The sequence below is a fragment of the Corynebacterium sp. ES2715-CONJ3 genome (genome assembly GCF_024814365.1).
Lineage (GTDB): Bacteria > Actinomycetota > Actinomycetes > Mycobacteriales > Mycobacteriaceae > Corynebacterium.
This window is the reverse complement of the sequence record NZ_JANUXS010000001.1, coordinates 187,475-211,853: the sequence shown is the minus strand read 5'-3', so window position 1 is coordinate 211,853 and position 24,379 is coordinate 187,475. Positions and strand designations below refer to the sequence as shown.

Genomic DNA, 24,379 nt, shown 5'->3' with positions numbered 1-24,379 from the left:
AATATCCCTTCGTGTTGCATACTTGAGGTCCTAGTGTAGAGCAGTATCCACACGGATATTGATATGTGCAACATAGCGCGCTACTCCCAGGCTGGAGTCGACGTGAATGAGTTCAGATTTGAGGAATTCCTGTCGGTAGTTGGCCAGTTCTAACCATAGGTCGGGGTTTTCCACACCGGCCTCGAGAAGAAAATTGTACGAGATCCTTCGAAAATTTCTTCCCTGGAGAAGATCGAGGCACCAGCGATCACTTGCGCTAGATTGCGGTAGCAGACTTAAAGGAGCGCGTTCGGTCATGCCGGCGCTTCCGTCGAGCATGAGGATAATGACCTCCCCATCGCAAAGGGGGCCTATAGACTCACTCGTGTGAGTGATGGAAGCCTCTTCGTATGGAAGTAGGTGTCGAGCGATAATCTCTGGTAGATAGTGGCCTGAACTGACCCGATACGAGGTGGGTGCCCACGCCTGCAAGCTGCCGGTGTGACGAGTAAAGTCACGTCTACACTTGCGGTACACAATGCGAGTTGAGGCGGCCTTCCCTGTCACTAGCTCGGTGAGCTTTGCCCTCGCCCGCTGGTACAGTAAGGCTCCTTGCTCATCACCGCGACCGATCCCGGGGATAATGGCCGGAGAAGGCGGAATGAGAATCAAATCGCTTGCCATAGAGTTTCCTCGAGACTGATCGTTGAAATTTCTCCCACACCATTCTAGCGTGTCTGAGTGGCTAGATTCTCTACCCCCGCTTGGTTAGCTGGGGGATCATCAAGCAATGACATTCATTGGCTGCAGCGGTATGTTTATCACAGGAGCATTTTCATCTCTCCGCTCTGTGAAGTGGGAGATGCTCTCTCTAGTTGTTTCCCGTTGAGGCAGCCGCGTCGCGCGGCACGATCGCATGAAGTAAAGGATGGCACCGACCATGACCAGTATCCCTAAACCCGTACCCCGCCCTGGCACTCTTGCTGGTGCTAAGCCCGCCACGGTGGCACCAATAGTTACCGCTACACCGGTGAGCGATCCAACTCAGTGGGGTCGTGTAGAGGAAGACGGCAGCGCCTATGTCACCACCGCTCACGGGGATCGTCTTATTGGCTCATGGCAGGCTGGTACTCCTGCTGAGGGTCTCGCACATTATGGGGCGCGATACGATGATCTTGCAACTGAGGTCGCATACCTGGAAAACCGCCTCGTCAGTCACCCTAATGAGGCATCGCATATCAAGACTAAGGCTAACGAACTTTTTGCCAGTCTCGCAGATGCTGCAGTTATCGGTGATCTTGCAGCCCTTGAAGATCGTCTGAAATCTACCATTGCAAATGCCGATGAAGTAGGACATAAGGCTAAGGAAGAAAAGGCACGGCGCCGCGAAGAGAATATCAAGCGCAAGGAGGCGCTCGCCCTGGAGGCGGAGGATCTCGCGGAGAAGTCCACCGACTGGAAACAGGCGGGTGACCGGATTCGGGAAATCCTCGATGAGTGGAAGACCATTCGCGGCATCGATAGGAAGACTGATGACGCTTTGTGGAAACGCTATTCCCGGGCCCGAGATTCTTTCAACCGGCGCCGGGGGGCTCACTTTGCCGAACTCGATCGAGGACGCGCTGCAGCTCGTCGTGTCAAAGAAGATCTTGTCGCTCGTGCAGAGGAATTAAAAGACTCGACGGATTGGGGCGAAACCGCCCGAGCTTTCCGCGATTTGATGAAAGAGTGGAAGTCTGCTGGGCGTGCACCTCGTGACGTTGACGATAAATTGTGGGAGGCTTTTAAGAGCGCCCAGGATCACTTTTTCGAGGCACGTAATGCCCAGGCCCATGAGCGTGATGTGGAATTTGAGCACAACGCCCAGGCTAAGCAGGAGCTTCTCGATCAGTATGATGCGCTGATCAACCCCGAGAATGGGCTGGATAAGGCTCGAGCTCACTTGCGAGAATTGCAGGAAAAGTGGGAAGCCATCGGATTTGTTCCTCGCGATAGGGTGCGCGAATTCGAGCAGAAGATCGGCAAGCTGGAAAAGCGCGTGACTCAGGCTGCCGATGAGCAGTGGCGGCGCACCGATCCCGCGGCGCAGGCGCGCGCCGCTCAGTTTAGTGCCAAAGTTACGGAGCTTAATGCTCAGGCTACTGCTGCCGAAGAAAAAGGGCAGGCCAAAAAAGCTCAGTCACTGCGTGAGCAAGCTCAGCAGTGGCAGGAATGGGCAGATGCTGCGTTGAGCGCAGTTGAAAATCGCTAAATAATAAGCGGCCAAGATACCCATCTTGGCCGCTTTTCTAATCGTCTACCGGTCTTATTTTTCGTTTGCGTGATGCTCGCTGTCGTCTGTCATCAATAAGCAGTGGATTCGTCTCTGGATTTACCCTCGCCTGGCGCTGGGCGTATCCCACTTCATCCAGGTTTTCTCGGGCAGCTCGCATCTGGGCGATCTCCTTTTGCCGATCTGTACGCTGCCACACAATCAGGCTCAGCACTACTACCGCAAAGATAACGGATCCGACCTCTAGATAAAATCCGGGACCTATCCCTGGAGCCGCTCCTACTTCTTTATCCTGCAATCGCATCCACAAGGCGAAGACGGAACTAACAAGACCGACTCCGCTCAGCAGCCAGGCCACCCAGCCGAATATGGTGCGAGACGTCGTCAACAGAAGACCTCCCATGACGAGCACACCGAGGGCGGAGACAATAACAAATACCTGCTCCGCGATCCCGATGCGGATTCCCTCCGATGGTGCGCGAAGGAAGAGTACCTGCCAACCGCGCATATCACCCGCATGCGGTATGAGCAGGCCCACCGCGAAGAATAATTGGGCAAGCCGGAGGTAGGGCCCATAGGGGCGGTAGGAGATGATGCGTGATGCCTCCCGCTCCTCAAGTGCTAATTGTGCTGGGCTAAGATTCTCTAGCTTTGCTGACACCTATTTCTCCTCGCCATCAACATATTGCTTGTTGCAGCATCATTCTACACCCTAACAACAGCCACCTTGTTCGTCCGGTACTCGAGCTGGCCGGCCGATGGGAGGCAGGCCCAGGCGCACGCCAACTGGCGGGGTAGTTGGTAGTTGTCCTTGCGCGCTCATATCACCGGCCTTTGTCGCACGGTAGGTCAATACCCCGTGGTCAGCTGTCACATAATAGGACTTCGCACCAGTGATTTCCACGGTGACTATATCGCCGGGGCGAATATCGATCGAAGAACCGTCAGCGTGCATTTGTGGTGCGAAGTGAACGAGTCGACCATCTCGAGCTCGCCCTGAGAGCCGGTGGGTGAGCTCATTTTTGCGTCCTGCTGCTTCTTGCACTAATAACTCGACTTGGCGGCCGATAAGCTTATAGTTTTCTTCGAAGCTGATCTGCTCTTGCAGTGCTATCAATCGTTCGTACCGCTCTTGCACAACGTCTTTGGGTATCTGGTTCTCATACTCGGCTGCTGGAGTTCCAGGCCGCGGTGAGTATTGGAAGGTATAGGCAGAAGAGAAACGTGATTGTTCTACCACAGCAAGAGTTGCTTGGAAATCTTCCTCGGTTTCGCCTGGAAAGCCCACGATAATATCGGTAGTAATGGCAGCGTGTGGAATCTTGTGCCGCACTTCCTCCAATATTTTGAGGAACTTCTTTGACCGATAACTGCGACGCATCTCTTTGAGAACCTTGTCGGATCCCGATTGCAGAGGCATATGCAATTGGGGACAGATATTGGGTGTCTCAGCCATCGCATCGATGACATCTGAGGTGAATTCAGCAGGGTGAGGCGAAGTAAAACGCAATCGCTCCAAACCGTCTATTGTCCCGCAGGCACGCAGCAGCTTGGAAAAAGCGAAACGATCGCGAGGTAAATCTGGATCCGCAAAGTGGACACCATAGGCATTAACATTCTGCCCGAGCAACGTCACCTCACTAACGCCTTGATCTACCAAGGCCTGTACCTCGCTGAGAATATCACCTGGGCGGCGGTCTGTTTCCTTGCCTCTGAGAGATGGAACGATGCAGAAGGTACAGGTATTATTACATCCCACCGATACCGATACCCAGCCCGCATAAGCCGACTCACGCTTGGCGGGGAGCACGGAGGGGAACTGTTCAAGCGCGTCAAGGATTTCTACCTGGGCCTTGTTGTTGTGCCGCGCCCGATCTAGAAGCGCCGGAAGTGATCCGATATTGTGGGTTCCGAATACTACGTCTACCCACGGAGCCTTTTTCAGCACCACATCTTTGTCTTTTTGCGCCAGGCAACCCCCCACCGCTATTTGCATATGTGGTCTTTGCTCTTTGAGTGCACGCAGATTGCCAAGAGTGCCATACAGTCGCATATCGGCATTTTCGCGAACTGCGCATGTATTAAAGACTATAAGGTCAGGGTCTCTTCCTTCGGCGACGTGCTGATATCCGGCTTCCTCAAGCAGGCCCGAAAGGCGCTCTGAGTCGTGGACATTCATCTGACAGCCAAAGGTGCGAACCTCGTAGCTAAGTGGAGACCGCGATGAATCGGTAAGGGCTGAAGGATTATTGGTGGCAGACACTTGGGTGATTCTAGCGCTTGCCTTAATTTTTGACGAACTGCATCGAGAACTTTCGTTCTTAGAATTAATCAGACTACCCTGCCGTTTATACCTCACCCCCGCCACACGTGATCGTGCAGCACTTTTTCTACTTTTCCCACACCCGCCTTACTGCAGTGACATAGGCATCACCAGGCTAGAACTATGACACAAAACACATACGGGCATGGGAGCCCCTCCTCTGATTGGTTCCCTATTATCAGGTTCGATGGCGTCAACAAGTATTTCGATGACTTCCACGCTCTGAAAAATATCAACCTCGATATACCGCGCGGTCAAGTGGTCGTCGTCATTGGGCCATCGGGCTCGGGCAAGTCCACGCTGTGTCGCGCGATTAACAGACTAGAAACCATCGAACAAGGCACCATCTATATTGACGGTGAGCGTCTACCTGAAGAAGGAAAAGATCTCGCGCGGCTTCGCAGCGAGGTGGGCATTGTTTTCCAATCATTCAACCTATTCCCTCATATGACCATCCGTGACAACGTCACGCTCGGCCCCATCAAGGTGCGGGGTATGCCTAAAAACACAGCTCAGGCCCTCGCCCTCGATTTGCTCGACAGGGGTGGAATTGGAAATCAAGCGAAAAAGTATCCAGCTCAACTCTCAGGTGGCCAACAGCAGCGAGTTGCTATAGCCCGTGCTCTGGCAATGCAACCCAAGGTGATGCTATTCGACGAACCGACCTCTGCTTTAGACCCTGAAATGGTTAACGAAGTTCTCGACGTGATGACAGACCTTGCCCACGAAGGTATGACTATGGTCTGCGTCACTCACGAAATGGGATTCGCACGCAAGGCTGCGCACCGAGTTCTTTTCATGGCCGACGGTGAAATCATCGAAGACAGCGATCCTCAGTCCTTCTTCGATAATCCGCAGCACGAGCGATCTCAAGATTTCCTCAGCAAAATCCTATCCAATTAAATCCCTTTACAAATCTCTAGGAGAACCACTTATGAAAAACTCTCACTCCACCTCTATTGCTTCTATGACCACCCTCGCAATTGCCGGATTAGCTACCCTTACCAGCTGCGGTTCTACCGAGGAGTCTGGCGCAGGACTAATCGCACATATTGAAGCAGGATCAGTCACAGTAGGAACTAAATTCAATCAACCTGGACTCGGCCTCAAAGAAGCCTCGGGGGAACTCACCGGACTTGACGTTGATGTTGCCACCCATATCGTCAACCGAATCGCTGCCGATAACGGCTGGGAGGAGCCGGAAATAACATGGCGCGAGTGTCCTTCTTCGCAACGCGAAACATTGATCCAAAACGGCGAAGTCGATCTCATCGCGGCCACCTATTCGATCAACAAATCGCGCACTGAAGCTGTCAACTTTGGTGGCCCCTACCTGCTTACTCATCAGGCACTACTCGTGCGCTTAGATGATGACCAAATCACGAGGCTAGAAGATCTTGGTGCTGGCAAGATTTTATGTTCGGTATCGGGCTCCACCCCCGCCCAAAAGGTCAAAGACTCGCTTCCAGACGTGCAACTTCAAGAATATGACACCTACTCTTCATGCGTGGAGGCGCTGCGCCAGGGCAATGTCGATGCCATGACCACCGACGCCACTATTCTCAATGGCTACGCAGCTCAGGAAGAAGGCGCCTTCACAGTGATCGAGATGACTAAGGACGGTATGCCTTTCACTGATGAACATTATGGCATTGGCCTGGCCAAGGATGATCAAGAGGCTACTGACGCTGTTAACAAGGCACTACAAGAAATGTACGACTCCGGTGATTTTGCAGCGCTCATCACCAAAAACCTCGGTAAAAATGCCACTGGTGTCTCCACTGACGTCCCAGGAGACCTTGCCTTTATTGGTTAGATCACTCAATCAGCCCAGCTGATTTTTGAGATGCTTTCCATCGAAGATGGCAGTTTTTGCCTCTTTATTGTAGAGGTAACTATTGAGAAGGAACTATATGGATGCACTATGGGCACAACTCGGGCCAGCTATCCTTCCGGCTTTTTGGACCACCATTAAACTGACTATCCTTTCTGCACTAGGGGCGCTGGCCATCGGGACCATCCTGGTATCTATGCGGGTGTCCCCGATTGGGATCCTGCGCACGCTAGCCACCTTCTATATCAATACAATAAGAAATACTCCGCTCACCCTGGTCGTGCTGTTCTGTTCCTTCGGCCTCTACCAAACCCTCGGATTGCAATTAGCCCAGCGCGACTCTACATCTTATCTCGTAGATAATAACTTCCGTCTCGCCGTGATTGGATTCACCATCTATACCTCTGCTTTCGTAGCAGAATGCTTGCGGGCTGGGATTAATACCGTGGACTTCGGCCAGGCGGAAGCGGCGAGATCTTTGGGCCTTAATTTCCGGCAGACCTTCATCGCTATAGTATTCCCCCAAGCATTCAGAGCCGCTGTTGTCCCTCTCGGCAATACCCTTATTGCCCTGACCAAAAACACTACCGTAGCTTCGGTTATAGGAGTAGCTGAGGCATCTCTTTTGATGAAAGAGGTTATTGAGAAGAATGCCAACCAACTGTGGATCATTTCCGGATGTTTTGCTCTTGGCTTCATGATTCTTACGATCCCTATGGGGCTTATCGTAGGCCGCGTCTCGCAGAAAGTGGCGGTTAGTAAATAATGTCTACTCGTGCCACAGTTCTCTACGACACTCCGGGCGCCCGCGGCCGTCTCTTCAATCGCATCTACACCTTTGCTACCTTGGTTATGGCTCTCGCTATAGCTGGATGGATCTTCACCATCCTGGGAAGAGAGGGACAACTCGAGGCCGATAAGTGGACCCCTTTTCTTCGTGCTAATACGTGGACGACCTACCTTCTTCCTGGTCTCCTGGGTACCCTGCAGTCGGCTTTTGCATCGATCATCCTAGCTATCGCCATCGGAGTGCTCCTTGGGCTCGGAAAATTATCGCAATGGCGAATCATCTCTGTGTGTTGCGCTGCCTTCGTGGAGTTTTTTCGCGCAATTCCCGTCCTGCTTCTGATTATCTTCGCTTATCAGCTTCTCGCGGTATACAATATCGTGTTTCCTCGTTACCTAGCTTTCACAGCGGTCGTAATCGCCCTCACCTTGTACAACGGTTCGGTCATAGCCGAAATTTTGCGCTCTGGTATGAAGAATTTACCCAGGGGACAGTACGAGGCGGCTGCGGCTCTCGGCCTCAGTCATGGACAAACGATGAGGTCAGTTATGCTCCCTCAGGCCATTGCCGCTATGTTGCCGGCGTTGATCGCTCAGGCGGTGATCGCTATTAAAGATTCGGCGCTAGGTTATCAGATTGGTTTCGTAGAGGTAGTCAGACAGGGTATTCAATCATCGGCTTTCAACCGAAATTATCTAGCCTCACTTGTCGTGGTGGCAGCCATTATGATTCTCATCAACTACACCCTCACCGTGTTCGCGGAAAGGGTGGAACGCCAATTGCGCGCCGGGCGCGCTCGGCGGAATATTTTCGCCACGGTCCCCTATCAACCCGATCCTGGAATCGATACCAAGGATTCCGTTATAGTTGATTGGCACGATCCAAACCACAAGGATCTGCGCGACCCTGGGCGATTTTAGAGTGCTTTTATAACTTACGCGCTGAGCTTAGTTCACTGATTCGCTCATCCAGCACTGATCGTCCGATGTTTAGGCTTAGAGAATCTGAGTACCCGCGCCGCGCTAATACGCCGACAATACGACGCAGAAATTTTTGGTAATCCTGGTAATCAGAGGGGGCTGTATGTACACTCCGAGCCTTTTTCTCAGCAAGAGCTAGAGCGGCGCGATACTCGTCGTTTTCGTCGATTTGAGCGAGTGCTTTTAGCCTGAGGTCCTTAACAATTCCTTTGTCGCGAAGCTCGTGGTCTAGGGCCTGTTTCGACTTACCCCTCTTCTCATGACGCTGTCGCACCCACTCAAAAGCGAAACTCTCGTCATCGAGAAGGCGCGAAGAGCGAAAATCGTGAATGACTTCCTCGATAAGTGCTTCCGCGAACTCCATATCCATCAACCGCGATCGCAGTTCCGCTTCGGAGCGTGGCCGCTGATCGAGGAGCAACAAGGCGCGCCTACGGATTTGCTGTTTAAGTTTGTCCTTTTCCTTGTCGAATAGGGAGCTGCCATCTCCGGCGTAATTGTTAAGAGCTTTCTTCAGTTCGGCGAGTGTTTGCGCGTGCGACGTCATTGTGGAAGTTTTTTAGTCCTCGTCATCAAAATCAACATTGGGCACGAGATCTACTGGCTCATCGCTGAGTTCATCGTCAGTATCGGCATACTCGCCCACTTTAAGCTTTTGTAGGATTTTTTGCTCGATCTCATCAGCCAACTCTGGACTATTGCGGAGATTAATCCGCACTTTTTCCTTGCCCTGTCCCAGCTGATCTCCCTCGTAAGTAAACCAGGAACCGGATTTTTTAATGATGCCGTTATCAACGCCCAGATCGATCAATGAAGATTCACGAGAAATACCCTCCCCGTACATGATGTCGAATTCGGCAACCTTAAAGGGAGGCGAAACCTTATTCTTGACCACCTTCAACCGAGTCCGGTTACCAATGGCATCTTGGCCATCCTTCAGGGTTTGGATACGACGCACGTCACAGCGTACTGAAGCGTAGAATTTGAGCGCTTTTCCACCTGTAGTGGTCTCGGGAGAACCGAACATCACTCCAATTTTTTCTCGAAGCTGATTAATAAAAATCGCCGTAGTCCCTGAATTGTAAAGAGCACTAGTCATTTTGCGCAGCGCCTGGCTCATCAAACGGGCTTGCAGTCCCACGTGAGAATCGCCCATCTCCCCCTCCACTTCAGCTTTTGGTGTCAAAGCAGCGACAGAGTCGATGACAATAATATCGATGGCACCGGAGCGCACTAGCATATCGGCAATCTCAAGTGCCTGCTCACCGTGATCTGGTTGCGAGACTAACAGCGCATCAGTATCAACACCGAGTTTACGCGCATATTCAGGATCTAAAGCATGCTCAGCGTCGATAAATGCCGCTATTCCGCCAGCCTTCTGCGCCTCTGCAATGGCGTGCAGAGCTACCGTGGTTTTACCGGAAGATTCTGGACCGTAAATCTCTACCACGCGCCCGCGGGGAAAACCACCGATACCAAGGGCGATATTGATTGCGGTATTGCCAGAGGATATCGCACTAATAGGTGGACGTTTCTCGTCACCCAGACGCATCACAGCACCTTTGCCAATCTCCTTTTCAATAAGAGCGAGCGCTGCATCTAGAGCTTTAGTCCGGTCGCTTCCAGCTGGCGCTTTAGATTTAGTGGTTTTCTTCGGAGCCATAGGGCATTCTTCTTTCTTGTCGGCAGTCTTAGGCGGGATGCTATAACGAACACTCCGCATTCATCTTCTATAAGACTGCTCTGTATTAGTTGCAGTTCCTTAACGATCTGTGTGTAATCATAATAAATGAGATGGTTCGAACCGTTAGTTTACAGGAACATATGTTCGAAAAGAAATCTTAGCGCTCTGTCAACTCTAAAGATCTTGACCGAGCCAGCGTTCCTCTGGAATGCGGAAATCGTGACAAAGCCCCCACCAGATTTCTCGCACTTCGGTACCCTCGGCTAGTAACTGCCGAGCAGTTTTGCCAAATTTTTCGATAACATGACTATCGACCAGCCAGGCACCTTGAGCCGAGCCGAATTCTTCATTAACCAATTGGTGAAATTCCGTCAATCGCATAGGGATAGTTTAGCCATATATTGAGCGGCTGCTTTTCTTGAACGGCGTTAAATACTATGGTTATGAATATGAATTCGTCCTCTTCACGCGCAGGCGTCCAAGATCTTGCCTATATTGCTGTATTTACAGCTCTGATCATTGTTCTAGGCTTCGTTGCCATCCCCATCGGTACAGCCGGTGTGCCTATTGTATTGCAAAACGCTGCCATAATTCTCGCTGGGCTCGTTCTTGGTCCGAAGCGCGGACTTAGCGTAGCTCTGCTTTTCTTGGGCATCGGTCTACTGAACCTCCCAATCCTAGCGGGGGGACGCACTCTTTTCGCCGCCCTCGCTGGCCCCACAGTGGGCTATCTTGTAGGTTATGTATGCGCTGCATTCGTGGCAGGTCTCATTGCCTATCGTGCCCCCAATTCAGACCGCGCACGCAGCACACTCTTCATCACTCTGGGTGGTTTCGCCGGCCTATTACTGCAGTATTTCTTCGGCGTTGTCGGGTTAATGCTGCGCGCTAACATGGATTTGACTGCTGCGGTAGTGGCTCAAGGACCGTTCATTCTTCCTGATATTGCCAAGGTTGTGTTCATCATCTTCATCGCCCTCGCAGTTCATGCTGCTTTCCCAGACCTCAAGCGTCGATAAAACAAGCATTCATTAGCGCTGCTACGGGGACAGCCCTGTGCAGCGCTTTTAACGAAAGTATCCCCATGAGCGTCATCGCATTCGAGAAGGTAACCGTCAACTACGATGATCGGCTCGTGCTTAGTAATATTTCCACCGAGCTCACTGAGTCGCGCATCGGTATCATAGGGGCAAATGGCGGTGGTAAATCCACTCTAATCCGGCTGATCAACGGTCTCAGCGAAGCCTCGACCGGTACTGTCACCGTGGATGGGATCGATGTAGCCAAAAAGGGCAAAGAGATTCGCAGAAAAGTAGGTTTTGTCTTTTCGGATGCCGATAATCAGATTGTGATGCCTACTGTTGCCGAGGATCTTGCTTTTTCTCTGCGCCGCCTCAAGCTTCCCAAAAGCGACCGTCAAAAACGGGTAAAGGACATACTCGAGCAATTTGGCCTGGCTTCCCACCACGATCACTCGCCGCATCTTCTATCCGGCGGCCAAAAACAGCTCCTCGCTTTAGCTAGTGTCATGATGGTCGAACCAGATATCATAATTGCCGACGAGCCTACAACCTTGCTCGATATGCGCAATAGGCTCGAGATAAAGAAGACTTTTGCTCGTCTCCCCCAGCAACTGATCGTGGTTACCCACGACCTAGATTTCATTCGCGATTTCGATCGCGTGCTGCTCATTCATGATCATCGAATATATGCTGACGGCAAACCCGAGGACGTCATTGCGAGCTATGAGACTCTCATGCAGGAGATGACGGCATGATTCGTTCTGTTCCCCTCGGGGTTTATATCGACCGAGACACGGTCATACATCGCTTGGCTCCCATCTGGAAATTTCTCTTTCTTTTTATTTTCGTTGTGACCACAACAATCTGGGTGCATAGCGTCTATCTAGCTCTGGTTTTGGTAGGGGCGGGTCTGGCCCTTCATGCTCTCGCTAGAATCCCTCTTCAGGTGGCTTGGGGCCAACTATGGCCGGCCCTTCCTGTGCTCATCATGCTCGGTCTCTTTCAGGCGTGGCAGCTTGGGATTGCCGAGGGGGCCAGATTGGTGCTGGTTATTTTTTCGGCACTAGTGCTCGCTACGCTTTTTACTCTCACCACTCGGCTCGAGGATCTCATGGATTCTCTAGAGTTTTATCTCAGACCACTAGCTAGATATGGGATGAATGTAGATGCCATTGTGCTAGCCATCTCACTGACCTTACGTCTGATTCCGGTGATGCTGAGTACCGTCAATGAGGTCCTCGATGCTCGCAAAGCACGCGGCGCCGATTTCTCGGTCTTAGCTTTTGGAACCCCTGTGATCATCCGGGCTATTCGCCGTGCCCGCGGTATTGCTGATGCTTTGTGGGCACGAGGAGTTGGAGACTAGAAAAGGTGCCCTTGAAAGGACACCTTTTCTTCTGCAGACTATTATCTAAGATTCGTCGCGGAGTTCATCAAGACGGCGGGTCACGGGGTCGTCTCCGCTAATTGCCTTTTTCTCGCTAGTAGCCATCTCTGCGCGTATCTGCTCGAGACGAGAATGTCCAGCAAGCTGCACTCCGGCCTGCTCGATTTCGACCATGCGACCACCAACCGAGTTCTCGGCAAGCTCAGCGGTCCCCAGCGCATTGGCATAACGACGCTCGATTTTCTCGCGCACCTGATCCAAATTAGGGGTATTACGCGCGGTAATCGAATTCATCGAGGTGATGGAATCAGCCACCTTCTCCTGCATCTTCGCTTGCTCTAATTGGGAAAGCAGCTTCGTCCGCTCAGCTACCCTCTGCTGCAGGGCCATGGAGTTGCGTTCTACTGCTTTTTTCGCTGCCGTTGCTTGCTGCAGAGCTTGATCATGTAGCTGCTTAGTATCCTCTACAGATTGCTCTGCGGTTACGAGCTGGGCAGCAAAAGCCTCGGCAGCGTTTTCGTATTCCTGCGCCTTCTGATCGTCGCCAGCAGCGCGAGACTTATCTGCTAACTGCAGTGCCTGACGCGTATTAGCCTGAAGTTTTTCAATTTCAGCAAGACGCCGATTCAATTGCATTTCCAATTGACGCTGATTTCCGATCACTGCCGCAGCTTGTTGCGAGAGTTCCTGGTGCTGGCGCTGGGCATCCTCAATAGCTTGCTGAATTTGAACCTTCGGATCGGCATGCTCTTCGATTTTGCTATCGAAGAGAGCCATGAGATATTTCCAGCCTTTAGTAAACGGGTTAGCCATCGGGAATTAAGCCCCTTTCAGGAACGAGTATTAGTGATAAAGATCTGCACGTCCATCTTAGACGATCGCACGCTCTCCTACCTAGAAAGCCTTTAGACGCCAACGAGCTCCGGCTCAGCGTTACTGAGCGCCATGGACCCAGCAGCCTCAATTAAAACATCGGCAACACTGGTTCCCAGCGCATGACAGACACTAGCCAATAGTTCTGAGGACACCTCTTTGCGTCCACGCTCAAGCTCTGAGAGGTACCCGGGCGATACTCGTGATATTTCTGCGAGTTCTCGCAGCGTGACACCTCGCTCGGCGCGAAAGGCACGTAGTGCTGCACCAAGAGCTTGCCGCAGCAGCGGCTCCGAAGCCTTTGGCTTGGGCTTTTCAATAACTGCAGTATATTTCATCATCACTCAGCTAACGTTCTAGCTATCGCAGAAGTTCCCGAACTAGATTCCAGGAAAATCCTCAAGGCAGCCCTAACAGCTAAATACCGGATGGCGTCGCGGTCGCCGCAAAGATATGAAGCACTACCGAGAATCTGAGCCGCAGAATATGCGGATACCTGACCTTCTGGGGTAGCTAAACCCACCCATACTTCACCTACGGGGTGACCGTCTTGCTCATCAGGGCCTGCCACTCCGGTGAGCGCCACTGCCCAATCGCTTCCCACTACATTCCGAGCACCCTGTGCCATAGCTCGTGCGGTATGCGGACTCACCGGCCCGAAATCCTCGAGAATATGCTGCGGGACATGAGCCAACTGGTGTTTAGTATCAGTGGCATACGTTATCAGGCCCCCGCGAAATACCTGACTTGCCCCGGCAACCCCGGTAATCGTGGCTCCCAGCAGCCCCGCACTCAGTGATTCACACACACTCAACGTTTGCGAATTGGCGCGCAAACGTGCAACAACGCGGATAGCGAGGTCGGTGTTCACCCCCTAGCCTTCTTCACCGCAGCGGCGTCGATAAGATACTGCACACCCGTTAGCGCTGTTACTGCCACAGTTATATACATAAATAATGAGACAATGAAGCTCATATAGTCTGGTAGCGGAATCAAGTAGAGCGCCACCGCCACTGTCTGCAAAACCGTTTTGAATTTTCCACCCTTCGAAGCAGGGACGATGCGACCCTTGCGTAGCTCCACCATCCGCCACACCGTGATGCCAACTTCCCTGACGAGAATAATAACGGTGACCCAGATAGGGAGAGCGCCTGTAATATTAAGAGAAATAAACGCGCCCGCCATTAATGTCTTGTCAGCTATGGGATCGGCGATCTTACCAAAATCGGTGATGAGGTTACGCGAGCGAGCGATATCGCCATCTAATTTATCGGTGATCATCAGCGCCGCAAAAACCACAAAAGAGGCCCACATCCATCCAGGCCGCGTACTCTCACTGGTGAGGACCAGCCAGACGAAGAGCGGAACAACAATAATCCTTAAACTAGTAAGAATATTGGGAATATTGAGGTTACTTGGCTTGAGTTGATCGGGGCTGGGAGCATTCATATTTCCCGATTTTAGCAGCCTCTTTCAGCTCTCGAAATTGCTGGAGACTAGACTATTAAATATGACAGTTTTCGCAGTTGAATACAGCTACTCCCCTACTAGTCCAACCATTGCCGAGATCCGTCCTCAGCATCGCAGTTTTCTAGCCAAGCTCAAGGAACAAGGAATTCTCATCGGCTCAGGCCCGTATACGGATGGGAAGGGCGGTGCACTTATTATCATCCAGTTAGCAGATGGAGCCGATCTCAATCAAGCTCGAGAACTTCTCGATCATGATCCCTTCTTCACCTCAGGTGCTCTGGAGAAACGGCACTTCCATACCTGGAATCCGGTGCTCAATATCTTTGGTAGTGCTTAAATATATTTGAATAGAGAAGATATGAACGTGAGAGAGGGCCCGACGTTCACCGTCAGGCCCTCTCTCACTAGTTAGTTATGCTGGGGAGTTTTTCTTCGATTTGATCAGCGAGGCGATAATTGCCACCGCCAAAATTCCCACGATGATGAAAAGGGATGTCAGCGTATCCACTTCCACAACACTGACAGGTTCACCGCCGTTGATAAAGGGCACACTATTCTCGTGTAGCGCGTGCAAGATAAGCTTGACGCCGATAAAGGACAAGACCGCCCCTAGTCCGTAGGAGAGATAAACCAAGCGATCGAGGAGGCCGTCGAGGAGGAAGTACATCTGACGCAAGCCCAATAAAGCCAGCGCATTGGTGGTAAAGACAATATAAGGTTCAGTAGTAATTCCATAGATGGCAGGGATTGAATCGAGAGCAAACATAACATCGATCAATCCAATGGCTAAGAGCGCGACGAAAAGAGTAGTGACCGCGAATTTACCCTTCTTGTGCACGAAGAGGTGGTCACCTTCATAGCCACTCGTAACAGGCACGACTTTTCGTAACATCCGAATGACCCACATATCGTCAGGGGCAGTCTCGGGAGCATCGCGAACCTCATCCACAATGAGCTTGATCGCGGTATACAGCAAGAAGATGCCGAAGATATAGAAGACATCTGACCACAGGCTGATTAAGGCTGCGCCCGCCAGGATGAAAATCAGTCTCAGAATGAGTGCCAAGGCTATCCCGATGAGCAAGACTTTCTGCTGGTATTTGCGTGGTACCTTAAAGGATCCCAAGATCAGCGCGAAAACAAATAGGTTATCAACGCTCAGCGCTTTTTCGGTGATATAACCAGTGAAGAATTCGATTCCGTGTTGGTGGGGATTACCCGGTTCGCCCCAGGTCAGCCACAGAAAACCTCCGAAGGCAACAGCTAGTGCAACATAGAAGGCAGACCACCACGCTGCTTCTTTGAGGGTCGGTTCGTGGGGGGTGCGAACGTGGGAGTAGAAATCGAAGATAAAAAATCCGCTCACTACAGCACAGGTAATAACCCATGTTAGAAGATTGACTTCCATTAAAAAGACCTCCGGTCTCATTCGAGGACAATATTTTTCCGAATAAGCCAGAGGTCTCTCCCAGCCAGCACCAGGTACTAGCCCAACGGAACCGGATCCCTATAAAGCGTGCTTTATAAATCACGTGCTGACGATTCACGTTGTCACCGGGGTACTCCCCTCCAACGATCTACGATGCTAGCACAGCCATGCAGCGGCCTAGGATCCGCGCCCTAGAAGGCGTTGCCTGTGGGGTTGTAGGTCACAATATTTGTGTCGTCTTCCTCACGCGGCGCTTGCTCGGGATCTGCTCCTTTTAGCAGCCACAAGATTGATTCTAATTCCTCTGGTTTGGCAATAACTTCCCGAGCTTTCGATCCTTCCGAAGGGCCGACGATATCGCGCGATTCCATAAGATCCATCAGCCGGCCTGCCTTGGCAAAACCGATGCGCATCTTGCGCTGCAGCATCGAGGTGGATCCCAGCTGAGAGGTTACTACTAGCTCCACTGCTTGCAGCAGATCATCCAGATCGCCTCCGATATCTTCGTCTATATTCTTCTTCGCCTCGGCGGCTTTGTCCTCGGTTACGCCCTCAGTATATTCTGGCTCACCTTGGGATTTAGCGGCGTCGACTACTGCTTGTACTTCTTCATCGGTTACATACGCACCTTGAATTCGTTTCGCCCGGCCGCCTTGTGGGATGAACAGACCGTCGCCCATGCCGATGAGTTTTTCAGCGCCTGCCTGATCTAAAATCACACGAGAATCGGTCAGGGATGAGGTAGCAAAAGCCAGGCGGGACGGCACATTTGTCTTGATGAGCCCAGTCACCACATCTACGGAGGGTCGCTGCGTAGCAAGGACGAGGTGAATACCTGCGGCACGCGCCTTTTGGGTAATGCGCACGATGGACTCTTCGATTTCCTTCGGCGCGGTCATCATGAGATCGGCTAGCTCATCGACGATGCACACGATATAGGGATACGGTTTATATTCACGCTGTGAACCCAGTGGAGTCTGAATTTCGCCATTTTCTACTTTACGGTTGAAGTCCTTGATATGACGCACGCGAGTGGATTTCATATCCATATATCGCTGTTCCATTTCTTCGACCAACCATTGCAGTGCAGCAGCGGCTTTCTTTGGCTGGGTAATGATGGGGGTGATTAAGTGCGGAATACCTTCATAGGGCGTAAGCTCCACCATCTTCGGATCCACCAAAATCAGGCGGACTTCTTCCGGCCGCGCCCTGGTCAGCAGCGATACTAGAAGTGAATTTACAAAAGCAGACTTACCCGAACCTGTGGAACCGGCCACGAGTAGATGGGGCATCTTCTGGACCGAATGTGCCACAAATTCGCCCTCGATATCCTTGCCTAGTCCCACCAGCATCGGATCATGATCGCCATGGATGGCAGGTGCGTTGAGGACATCAGCCAGGCGAACTACTTCCCTATCCGCATTGGGGACTTCGATACCTACCAAAGATTTGCCAGGAATTGGGGTGAGCAGCCGTACGTTATCAGTGGCCACTGCATAGGCTAAATTAGACTGCAGGTTTGTGATCTTCGAAACCTTAACGCCCGGGCCCAATTCGACCTCATATCGAGTCACTGTAGGCCCTCGGCTCAGTCCCACCACATGGGCGTCCACCTTAAATTCCTCGAAGACCGCACTGATGGCCTCAATCATGCGGTCGTTAGCCGCCGAGTGCCCCTTAGGCGGCGCCCCGTTCACTAGAAGTTTGGTTGAGGGTACTTCGTAATCAGAGTGAATAATCTGTGGCGCTGAGGCGGGCTCCACGTCCTCTTCGACCGGCGCGGGGTCTGTATGCTCATCCACGGGACCTATGAGAGTTGGTCGCGAATCAGACGCGGGCGCTGCGGCCTCAGTCGGTTCTGCCATTGGTTGTGAAGCAACCACGGGTGCCGCGGACTCGGTCCGTTCTTCCGTTGGCCGGGGCAGAATAACTGTTTGCTCCGAGACCACTGGGAATTCATCGGTTTCCGATGCTTCATTGACGGGGTAGTTATCCATCGGGCCGCCCCCAAAGAGCGGCTGCGGATTATTTTCTATACGGCGCACACGTTGATACGGTGGTCGGATCTCCGCGGGCGCTGGGCGAGTTCGGCGAGCGATAGTTGTGTCTTCCTCGGCCTCGGAATATTCGTCCTCATCATCCCCGTTGAGTTCGTCGTTCTGATTGCGGCGCTGCTCGACAAATTCTGTTGCGGCGTCGATGCAATCTCTGATGCTGATACCTGTGAGCTTGAGCGCGCCGTAGATGATGATGATAAATAGCAGGGGCACGGCGATAAAGCCGCTAAAGCCCTGCGCCAAAGGCCCACCGATATAAGCACCCAAGGCGCCACCGGCCAACTGGCGCTGCGACCACTTGTCAGGAAGACCGGCGAAAATATGGCATAGTCCCAACATTGATAGCACTATCAAGCCACCGCCAAGCACCATGGAACCCTTCATATTAAGGCTGGGCTGCTTCTCAAGCATGACTAATACGGCAACAACGAGAAGAATAATCGGGAGGATATACGCGCCAGCACCAACGAGAAGGTGTGCCACCGTGGAAATCCACTGCCCAATGGGACCTGCGATGCTTAACCATTCAGAAGCCCCGAGAACGATGACTAAACCAATAAGGACGAGTCCGAAGCTGTCTCGGTGAGATTCCTTCTCAGCATCACGTGTATCTTCTTCGAATTCCTGGTTCTCGTTGGGGTGGTCTTCGTCCAGAGGATAGAGGTCGTCTTCTTGACCAGCTACGGATCGTGTCAGAGTACCCACGCCGTGGGCTGCTGCTGAAAAGAGGGTGCCCAGTCCCCCACCCACCGCCTTCAGGGCGGAGCCTGTGCGTTCCTCGGATGATTCAGCCGCACGTCTGGCCGAACGAGCGTAATTGCCCGAGGCGGCAAATGCCGTTGTGCTCACTCGTCTTTCTGGTGCTCTGCGAGATGATCTGTCACCAGAACGTGAGGGGGGACGTTTAGATCCGGCCCCTCCGCGGCTGGAGGAAGTGCTTTTGGCAGTCATGTCTTAAAGCTTAACCTCAAAAATCACACTATTCACATTTGAAACACTTTCGAACCGTATTTTCCCTCGATCAACCTCAGAGACTTGATCGATCGATTCCGTCATAATCATCGACGATATCGACATGAGCCCAATCGCGGCCGTAGAGATAGAGCAGGATTTCACCCACATCACCCCGAATCCTTGCCACCTGGTCCCCTTTAGTGGCGACTCCACGCTTGTTTTTTCCCACAAACCGTTGGAAACCGTGAGGTTCGATGACGACGGGCACACGTGAACTCCGCAACATCATCGGTGCGAGCCACTTCAGCAAAGTATACAGTTCTTTGTTTTCCGCATCGGTAAAGTTGCGGGGTGCCACCGAGTCCGGCTCCGATCCACGACGTAAATCCTCGTGGTGAACAAAGAACTCTGCAGCATTAACGAAACGATCAAGGTATCGAAACGGGCTCAAAGCACCTGGACCTTGTTCAAAGCAATCGATAAGTTCCTGGTAGTCACGGTTCGCCGCCTTCTCGGACTGTTTTTTCAAGCTACCTTCAAATCGGGAGCTCACAATACCCAAAGCGGCTGGAAACTCATTTTCACGCACCACCAGGTGAACAAGAAGATCTTTGGCGTTCCACTGGCCACACAGTGTAGGCGCCGAGGGGTCAGTATCTCGAAAAAGGGCAGCCAAGCGGGAACGTTCGGAAGATGAAAGAGTCATATATTTAGCCTACCGATCTTCTTTTGCTTTGGCATAAGCTCGACATAAAAAATCCCCGTCTGAATGAGGCGGGGATTTTTTAGTTACCAACTCGGACGCGAGCGACGCACATCCTCATCGGGTATCGGAGTGCTGTTATCTGAAGACATTGGCACCACCGTGGGCATAATCATTGGCTTACGACGCCATGTCTGCTCCACGTAGCGGGAGACTTTTCGCCGCAGTTGTTGCACCATACGATAGGGATCGTTCTCCCCTTCCGCCGCGAGATCATTCATGGTGGTGGAAACTAGATCTTTGACCTCGGGCATCATCGCTATAGCATCCTCAGAGAAGCCCTTAGCTTGCACTGTGGGGGCTTCGAGGAGACGGCCTGTGCGATTATCAATCACAGCAGTGATAGAGATAAGACCTCCCTCGCCAAGGGCCGTGCGATCATCAAGCACTTCTTGATCGATATCGCCCATGGTGACGCCATCCACATAGAGGTGCCCAATAGGGATTTGACCCGCGATCTCTACCTTGCCGTCGACCATATCAACGACCACACCGTTTTGCGCTAGTACAGTATTTTCCCGCGGCACACCTGTGGCAATGGCAAGTTCCTTGTTGGCGCGCAAGTGTCGCCATTCACCGTGTACAGGCATCGCGTGGCGTGGACGCGCAGCGTTGTAGAGGAATAATAGCTCGCCCGAATAACCGTGGCCAGAGGTGTGTACTTTGGCATCTCGACCGGTGATCACGGTGGCTCCGATTTGAGCCAACATATTCATCACGCCAAATACAGCCTCTTCGTTACCGGGGACCAAAGAAGACGAGAAAATTATAACGTCTCCATCGCGAACAGTAACCTGGCGGTGCTCGCGACGAGCCATCCTCGACAGAGCGGCCATCGGTTCACCCTGGGTACCGGTAGTAATAAGGAGAACCTTCGATGGGGCCATTTTGCCGGCATCGTCCATGGACACAATAGTTCCACGCGGGGCCTTGAGATAGCCGAGCTTCTCGGCAATTTCCATATTACGAATCATGGAGCGGCCGTTGAATGCCACCTTACGTCCGCACTCCGCAGCGGCGTCAATTGCCGCCTGGACTCTGTCAACGTTGGACGCGAAACACGCTAGAATGACCCGCTGCTTCGCATCGGTGATGATACGTCGCAATGCAGGGGCAATATTAGATTCGGATTCAGATACACCAGGAGTGGTGGCGTTTGTGGAATCACACAGGAATAGGTCAATCCCCTCATCCCCGAGCCTCGAGAGTGCAGGCAGGTCGGTGGGCTTTCCATTGGGAGGGGTTTGATCGAGCTTAATATCGCCGGTCATCACGACCATGCCAGCTCCAGTCTTGATTGCTACACCTAAGCAATCGGGTATGGAGTGATTGACATGCCAGAAACGAATATTGAACGGTCCGCGATCGAGGTTGGAATCTTTATCTACCTCCGTGATCTTCGGGCGAATTCGATGTTCGCGACATTTTGCCATGATGAGAGCAGTCGTGAAACGCGAGGCGAATATGGGGAGATCGGGGCGCAGCTTTAGCAGCCATGGAATGGCGCCGATATGGTCCTCGTGTCCATGTGTGATCACCAGTGCTTCAACCTGGTCTAATTTGTCTTCGATGGGCGCGAAATCTGGGAGGATCAAATCAACGCCGGGTTCGCCTGATGACGGGAAAAGTACACCACAGTCGACAATAAGCAACTTATTGTTGTACTCAAAAACGGTCATATTTCGTCCGATTTCCGAAATGCCACCTAAGGCATAAATGCGCAAACCGTTCCGCTTCGGCTTACCGGGCAACGGTAGGCGACCAGTAAGATCCGCACCTTGCATTGATTTCACCACATTACGGCGACTGTCGCGCTGACCACTTTCTTGGCCATGACCCTTTTTATTTTTCTGAGGGCCGCGATTATTTCTGCCACGTCCCTGCGTGGCATTCTTGCGTTTTTCGCTTGGCGCGCCCGATGTATCAGGGCTTCCTTCGGGCGAGATGAAGGTTGGGGCGTCTGCAGTCTCTGGCGAGCCAGCTTTTCGCACAGCTCGTCGGTTGCGACTACGGGTTTCACTCATTAGTTAATACTCCAGCTATTTTCATATCGTGGCTGAGAGCTTCATATTCCTCTACTGAGGGAGCAAGGTTGGGTAGGCGGGGTTCGCCCACATCTATGCCCTGCAGCCTTAAACCAGCTTTGGCAAAGGCCACTCCACCCAAGCGCGCTTGGGCACGCACGAGTGGAGCTAATGAAGCGTTAATCTCACGAGCTTCCGCGAGATTGCCGTTGTTAAAATTTTCGTACATTTCTCGCAATTGCCGCGGAGCTAGATGCCCGATCACCGATATAAACCCGACGGCGCCTACACTCAACCAAGGAAGATTGAGAGGGTCGTCACCGGAATACCATGCCAGATTGAGCGCATCGATTAGTGCAGTCGACAGGGCGATATTTCCCTTGGCGTCCTTGACAGCCGCAACTGTTGGAAGTTCCGCTATCCGACTCAGGGTGTGCGCCTCGATCGCTACTCCCGTGCGCCCTGGTATGTCATAAACACAGATGGGGAGCTCGGTTGCTTTCGCGACTGTGGAGAAATGTTGGTAAATGCCTTCTTGACTCGGTTTGGAGTAATACGGCGTGACAATTAAAAGCCCATCTGCGCCAGCGTCGGCGCAGGCTTTTGATGCTTCCACCGTGGATCGTGTGTTATTAGTACCAGCACCAGCAATTATTCTGGCCGCTGCTCCTATTTCCTCACGGACGGCGGTGAGCAGGTCGATCTTTTCAGTAAGCGTGGTGGTCGGAGCTTCGCCGGTCGTTCCCGAGAGAACGAGCGAATCTACTCCGTTATCAACGAGGTGGCGGGCCAGCTTAGCAGCTGCGCCGAGATCAAGTTCACCATTTTCGTTAAAGGGGGTAACCATAGCAACGGAAATCGAGCCGAAATACTCGGCCCCCGTTAGCGCTACTAAACCTTTGCTCATGACCTTCAACGTTACCTTCTTTTGAGCATAAGTTTGGCATCCACCGCCCAGGGGTTGGAAATAATTCCTTAAAAGTCGCTAACAAATGGGCTTGATGCCATACGTGAACCGTCGCTTAAAGTGGTGACCTCAAAGTCTGAAAAAACCGCAGGAGCGGCACTTCTTAAGACCTCCGCACACCGCACAGCGACCTCCCGGATTTCATTATCGGCGTGCTCACTCGCGCGCATTCCGATAAAGTGGCGCCAATTGCGAAAATTGCCAGAAACAACGATTCGCGATTCCGTCGCATTGGGCAAAATAGCACGAGCAGCCTGTCGAGCCTGCTTTCTCCGCAGCAGTGCGTTGGATTCACCATCGAGTTGTTGCTCGAGCGCATCAACAAGCTCGTTGTAGACGAATCGAGTCTCATCGACGGCTTCCATAAACAGGCGTCGAAGTTCTTCGTTCCGATCAATCAATGGAGGAACGACAACCTCAGCATGCTCGGCATGGACAAATCGCTGCGACAGCTGCGAGAAACTGAAATGCCTATGGCGGGTTAATTCATGTGTAGCGGCACGAGATAAACCTCGTATATAGAGGGTCGCAGTCGGATGCTCCAACAATGCGAGGTGACCGACCTCCATGATGTGGCGGATATAGGCGGAATTATCTGCGGTGCGAGGATTCGGTTTATCAAAGGTTTCATAACAAGCACGCCCCGCAAACTCGATGAGAGCCTCCGAATCTGGGGTTTCTGGGGGAGTATCCCACTCGATATCTGAGGGTGCATAGAAGGAACTACACGCAATTAACTCGACGCGTAAGTGGGCAGTCTTAGCCATTGCTACCAATACCCAGGTAGTGCTCGAGGCCTACGGTTAGACCCGGGTGCTTCCCAATCTGTTGGATGCCCTCATAGACTCCTGGCCAAAAAGAAGACCGATCATAAGAATCCTGGCGAATAGTCAGGGACTGTCCTTGGGTGCCAAAGATAACCTCTTCGTGCGCAACCATGCCCGTCATTCTCACCGCATGCACTGGTACCCCATCGACGAGCGCCCCCCGTGCTCCTTCCAGGCTTTGCTCTGTCGCATCTGGCATCGCTTCCATTCCAGCGGCAGCGCGCGCCTGAGCGATCATTTCCGCAGTATGAATAGCAGTTCCTGACGGGGCATCGAGTTTTTTAGGATGGTGATATTCCACGACTTCGGCGGATTCGAAAAAACGCGCCGCTATCCTAGCAAAATGCATGGTCAGCACAGCTGAGATGGCAAAGTTAGGGGCGATGAGGCAGTGAGCCTTGCCCTCATCACACCACCTGTGCACCTGGTCGAGGCGCTCCTGGGTAAAACCAGTAGTCCCGACCACACAGTGAATGCCATGACGTAGGCAAAATTCGAGATTGTCCATCACCGATGACGGTGTGGTGAAGTCCACAATGACTTCGGTTCCTGTCTGAACTAATTGTGCCAGGTCATCACCGCGATCAAGAGCGGCTGAGAGCTCCAGATCCTCCTGAGATTTGATGCCGTCGACGATTGCTTGTCCGACGCGTCCGTGTGCGCCCAGCACACCCACTTTGATTGTCATGAAAACCTCTTTCTCGCGTTTGCTGTCTAATAGTGTAGAGCAAATGCGGAAGCGCTAAA

General features: G+C 52.3%; 26 protein-coding genes. 9 read left to right on the top strand and 17 right to left on the bottom strand.

Annotated elements, in window-relative coordinates; all coding sequences use genetic code 11:
* Positions 1 to 30 precede the first annotated feature (30 nt).
* Positions 31 to 663 carry a hypothetical protein gene (locus tag NXT00_RS00955; protein ID WP_259076448.1) on the bottom strand — a complete coding sequence of 211 codons (633 nt, stop codon included), beginning with the start codon at positions 661 to 663 and terminating at the stop codon, positions 31 to 33.
* Between the two features lie 256 nt (positions 664 to 919).
* Between NXT00_RS00955 and NXT00_RS00950 the strand changes: the two genes are divergently transcribed.
* Positions 920 to 2,230 carry a DUF349 domain-containing protein gene (locus tag NXT00_RS00950; protein WP_259076446.1) on the top strand — a complete coding sequence of 437 codons (1,311 nt, stop codon included), beginning with the start codon at positions 920 to 922 and terminating at the stop codon, positions 2,228 to 2,230.
* Positions 2,231 to 2,267: 37 nt separating this feature from the next.
* Here the strand turns inward: NXT00_RS00950 and NXT00_RS00945 are convergent, their stop codons facing one another.
* Both NXT00_RS00945 and miaB read right to left on the bottom strand, forming a co-directional pair.
* Positions 2,268 to 2,912 (bottom strand): hypothetical protein, encoded by a 645-nt coding sequence (locus tag NXT00_RS00945; RefSeq protein ID WP_259076445.1) that lies wholly within the window; start codon positions 2,910 to 2,912, stop codon positions 2,268 to 2,270.
* 51 nt (positions 2,913 to 2,963) lie between these two features.
* Complete coding sequence (gene miaB, locus NXT00_RS00940) at positions 2,964 to 4,514, bottom strand: tRNA (N6-isopentenyl adenosine(37)-C2)-methylthiotransferase MiaB (RefSeq protein WP_259076443.1); 1,551 nt, start codon at positions 4,512 to 4,514, stop codon at positions 2,964 to 2,966.
* 234 nt (positions 4,515 to 4,748) lie between these two features.
* Here miaB and NXT00_RS00935 point away from each other — a divergent pair, with 234 nt between their 5' ends.
* From NXT00_RS00935 to NXT00_RS00920, 4 genes are all read left to right on the top strand, one after another.
* Entirely contained in the window at positions 4,749 to 5,477 is a 729-nt protein-coding gene (locus NXT00_RS00935; RefSeq protein ID WP_259157850.1) for an amino acid ABC transporter ATP-binding protein, read from the top strand.
* 31 nt (positions 5,478 to 5,508) lie between these two features.
* Complete coding sequence (locus NXT00_RS00930) at positions 5,509 to 6,390, top strand: glutamate ABC transporter substrate-binding protein (protein WP_259157715.1); 882 nt, start codon at positions 5,509 to 5,511, stop codon at positions 6,388 to 6,390.
* Between the two features lie 97 nt (positions 6,391 to 6,487).
* Positions 6,488 to 7,174: an amino acid ABC transporter permease gene (locus tag NXT00_RS00925; RefSeq protein ID WP_259157713.1), complete on the top strand. Its 687-nt coding sequence runs from the start codon at positions 6,488 to 6,490 to the stop codon at positions 7,172 to 7,174.
* Complete coding sequence (locus NXT00_RS00920) at positions 7,174 to 8,115, top strand: amino acid ABC transporter permease (RefSeq protein WP_259157712.1); 942 nt, start codon at positions 7,174 to 7,176, stop codon at positions 8,113 to 8,115. The genes NXT00_RS00925 and NXT00_RS00920 overlap by 1 nt, the downstream gene beginning before the upstream one ends.
* A 7-nt stretch (positions 8,116 to 8,122) precedes the next feature.
* Here NXT00_RS00920 and NXT00_RS00915 read toward each other — a convergent pair whose 3' ends face one another.
* From NXT00_RS00915 to NXT00_RS00905, 3 genes are all read right to left on the bottom strand, one after another.
* On the bottom strand, positions 8,123 to 8,722 hold the full coding sequence (locus tag NXT00_RS00915; protein ID WP_259157709.1) for a regulatory protein RecX: 600 nt from the start codon (positions 8,720 to 8,722) through the stop codon (positions 8,123 to 8,125).
* Positions 8,723 to 8,734: 12 nt separating this feature from the next.
* The gene (gene recA / locus NXT00_RS00910; RefSeq protein ID WP_259076434.1) at positions 8,735 to 9,838 is read right to left on the bottom strand and encodes a recombinase RecA; all 1,104 of its coding nucleotides are present in this window, start codon (positions 9,836 to 9,838) and stop codon (positions 8,735 to 8,737) included.
* Between the two features lie 195 nt (positions 9,839 to 10,033).
* Entirely contained in the window at positions 10,034 to 10,240 is a 207-nt protein-coding gene (locus tag NXT00_RS00905; protein ID WP_259157707.1) for a DUF3046 domain-containing protein, read from the bottom strand.
* A 68-nt stretch (positions 10,241 to 10,308) separates the two neighbouring features.
* Between NXT00_RS00905 and NXT00_RS00900 the strand changes: the two genes are divergently transcribed.
* The 3 genes from NXT00_RS00900 (at position 10,309) to NXT00_RS00890 (ending at position 12,247) form a co-directional block, all read left to right on the top strand.
* The gene (locus NXT00_RS00900; RefSeq protein ID WP_259077090.1) at positions 10,309 to 10,878 is read left to right on the top strand and encodes a biotin transporter BioY; all 570 of its coding nucleotides are present in this window, start codon (positions 10,309 to 10,311) and stop codon (positions 10,876 to 10,878) included.
* Between the two features lie 65 nt (positions 10,879 to 10,943).
* Entirely contained in the window at positions 10,944 to 11,636 is a 693-nt protein-coding gene (locus tag NXT00_RS00895; RefSeq protein ID WP_259157705.1) for an energy-coupling factor ABC transporter ATP-binding protein, read from the top strand.
* Positions 11,633 to 12,247 carry an energy-coupling factor transporter transmembrane protein EcfT gene (locus NXT00_RS00890; RefSeq protein WP_259076428.1) on the top strand — a complete coding sequence of 205 codons (615 nt, stop codon included), beginning with the start codon at positions 11,633 to 11,635 and terminating at the stop codon, positions 12,245 to 12,247. Before NXT00_RS00895 ends, NXT00_RS00890 begins: the two co-directional genes overlap by 4 nt.
* A gap of 45 nt (positions 12,248 to 12,292) precedes the next feature.
* Here NXT00_RS00890 and NXT00_RS00885 read toward each other — a convergent pair whose 3' ends face one another.
* The 4 genes from NXT00_RS00885 to pgsA form a co-directional block, all read right to left on the bottom strand.
* A complete protein-coding gene (locus NXT00_RS00885) occupies positions 12,293 to 13,081 on the bottom strand; it encodes a PspA/IM30 family protein (protein WP_259076426.1) in 789 nt (262 codons plus the stop codon).
* 92 nt (positions 13,082 to 13,173) lie between these two features.
* Positions 13,174 to 13,482, bottom strand: coding sequence for a helix-turn-helix domain-containing protein (locus tag NXT00_RS00880; protein WP_259077089.1), 309 nt, complete (start codon positions 13,480 to 13,482; stop codon positions 13,174 to 13,176).
* The gene (locus NXT00_RS00875; RefSeq protein WP_259157702.1) at positions 13,482 to 14,012 is read right to left on the bottom strand and encodes a CinA family protein; all 531 of its coding nucleotides are present in this window, start codon (positions 14,010 to 14,012) and stop codon (positions 13,482 to 13,484) included. Before NXT00_RS00875 ends, NXT00_RS00880 begins: the two co-directional genes overlap by 1 nt.
* Positions 14,009 to 14,590: a CDP-diacylglycerol--glycerol-3-phosphate 3-phosphatidyltransferase gene (pgsA, locus tag NXT00_RS00870; RefSeq protein ID WP_259157701.1), complete on the bottom strand. Its 582-nt coding sequence runs from the start codon at positions 14,588 to 14,590 to the stop codon at positions 14,009 to 14,011. The genes NXT00_RS00875 and pgsA overlap by 4 nt, the downstream gene beginning before the upstream one ends.
* Before the next feature lie 61 nt (positions 14,591 to 14,651).
* On the opposite strand from pgsA, the gene NXT00_RS00865 reads away from it, so the two are divergent.
* Complete coding sequence (locus NXT00_RS00865) at positions 14,652 to 14,948, top strand: YciI family protein (protein WP_259076414.1); 297 nt, start codon at positions 14,652 to 14,654, stop codon at positions 14,946 to 14,948.
* A 75-nt stretch (positions 14,949 to 15,023) separates the two neighbouring features.
* Here NXT00_RS00865 and NXT00_RS00860 read toward each other — a convergent pair whose 3' ends face one another.
* The 7 genes from NXT00_RS00860 to dapB all read right to left on the bottom strand — a co-directional run bounded on the left by NXT00_RS00860 (position 15,024) and on the right by dapB (position 24,320).
* A complete protein-coding gene (locus tag NXT00_RS00860) occupies positions 15,024 to 16,019 on the bottom strand; it encodes a TerC family protein (RefSeq protein ID WP_259076412.1) in 996 nt (331 codons plus the stop codon).
* Between the two features lie 212 nt (positions 16,020 to 16,231).
* Positions 16,232 to 19,048, bottom strand: a complete 2,817-nt coding sequence (locus NXT00_RS00855; protein ID WP_259157700.1) for a DNA translocase FtsK — start codon at positions 19,046 to 19,048, stop codon at positions 16,232 to 16,234.
* A 76-nt stretch (positions 19,049 to 19,124) separates the two neighbouring features.
* Positions 19,125 to 19,757 carry a TIGR03085 family metal-binding protein gene (locus NXT00_RS00850; protein ID WP_259076401.1) on the bottom strand — a complete coding sequence of 211 codons (633 nt, stop codon included), beginning with the start codon at positions 19,755 to 19,757 and terminating at the stop codon, positions 19,125 to 19,127.
* Between the two features lie 83 nt (positions 19,758 to 19,840).
* The gene (locus NXT00_RS00845) at positions 19,841 to 21,838 is read right to left on the bottom strand and encodes a ribonuclease J (protein ID WP_259076399.1); all 1,998 of its coding nucleotides are present in this window, start codon (positions 21,836 to 21,838) and stop codon (positions 19,841 to 19,843) included.
* A complete protein-coding gene (gene dapA, locus NXT00_RS00840) occupies positions 21,831 to 22,745 on the bottom strand; it encodes a 4-hydroxy-tetrahydrodipicolinate synthase (RefSeq protein WP_259157698.1) in 915 nt (304 codons plus the stop codon). The genes NXT00_RS00845 and dapA overlap by 8 nt, the downstream gene beginning before the upstream one ends.
* A 68-nt stretch (positions 22,746 to 22,813) precedes the next feature.
* On the bottom strand, positions 22,814 to 23,572 hold the full coding sequence (gene thyX, locus NXT00_RS00835; RefSeq protein WP_259076395.1) for an FAD-dependent thymidylate synthase: 759 nt from the start codon (positions 23,570 to 23,572) through the stop codon (positions 22,814 to 22,816).
* Positions 23,565 to 24,320 carry a 4-hydroxy-tetrahydrodipicolinate reductase gene (dapB, locus tag NXT00_RS00830; protein WP_259157697.1) on the bottom strand — a complete coding sequence of 252 codons (756 nt, stop codon included), beginning with the start codon at positions 24,318 to 24,320 and terminating at the stop codon, positions 23,565 to 23,567. The genes thyX and dapB overlap by 8 nt, the downstream gene beginning before the upstream one ends.
* Between the last annotated feature and the right edge of the window lie 59 nt (positions 24,321 to 24,379).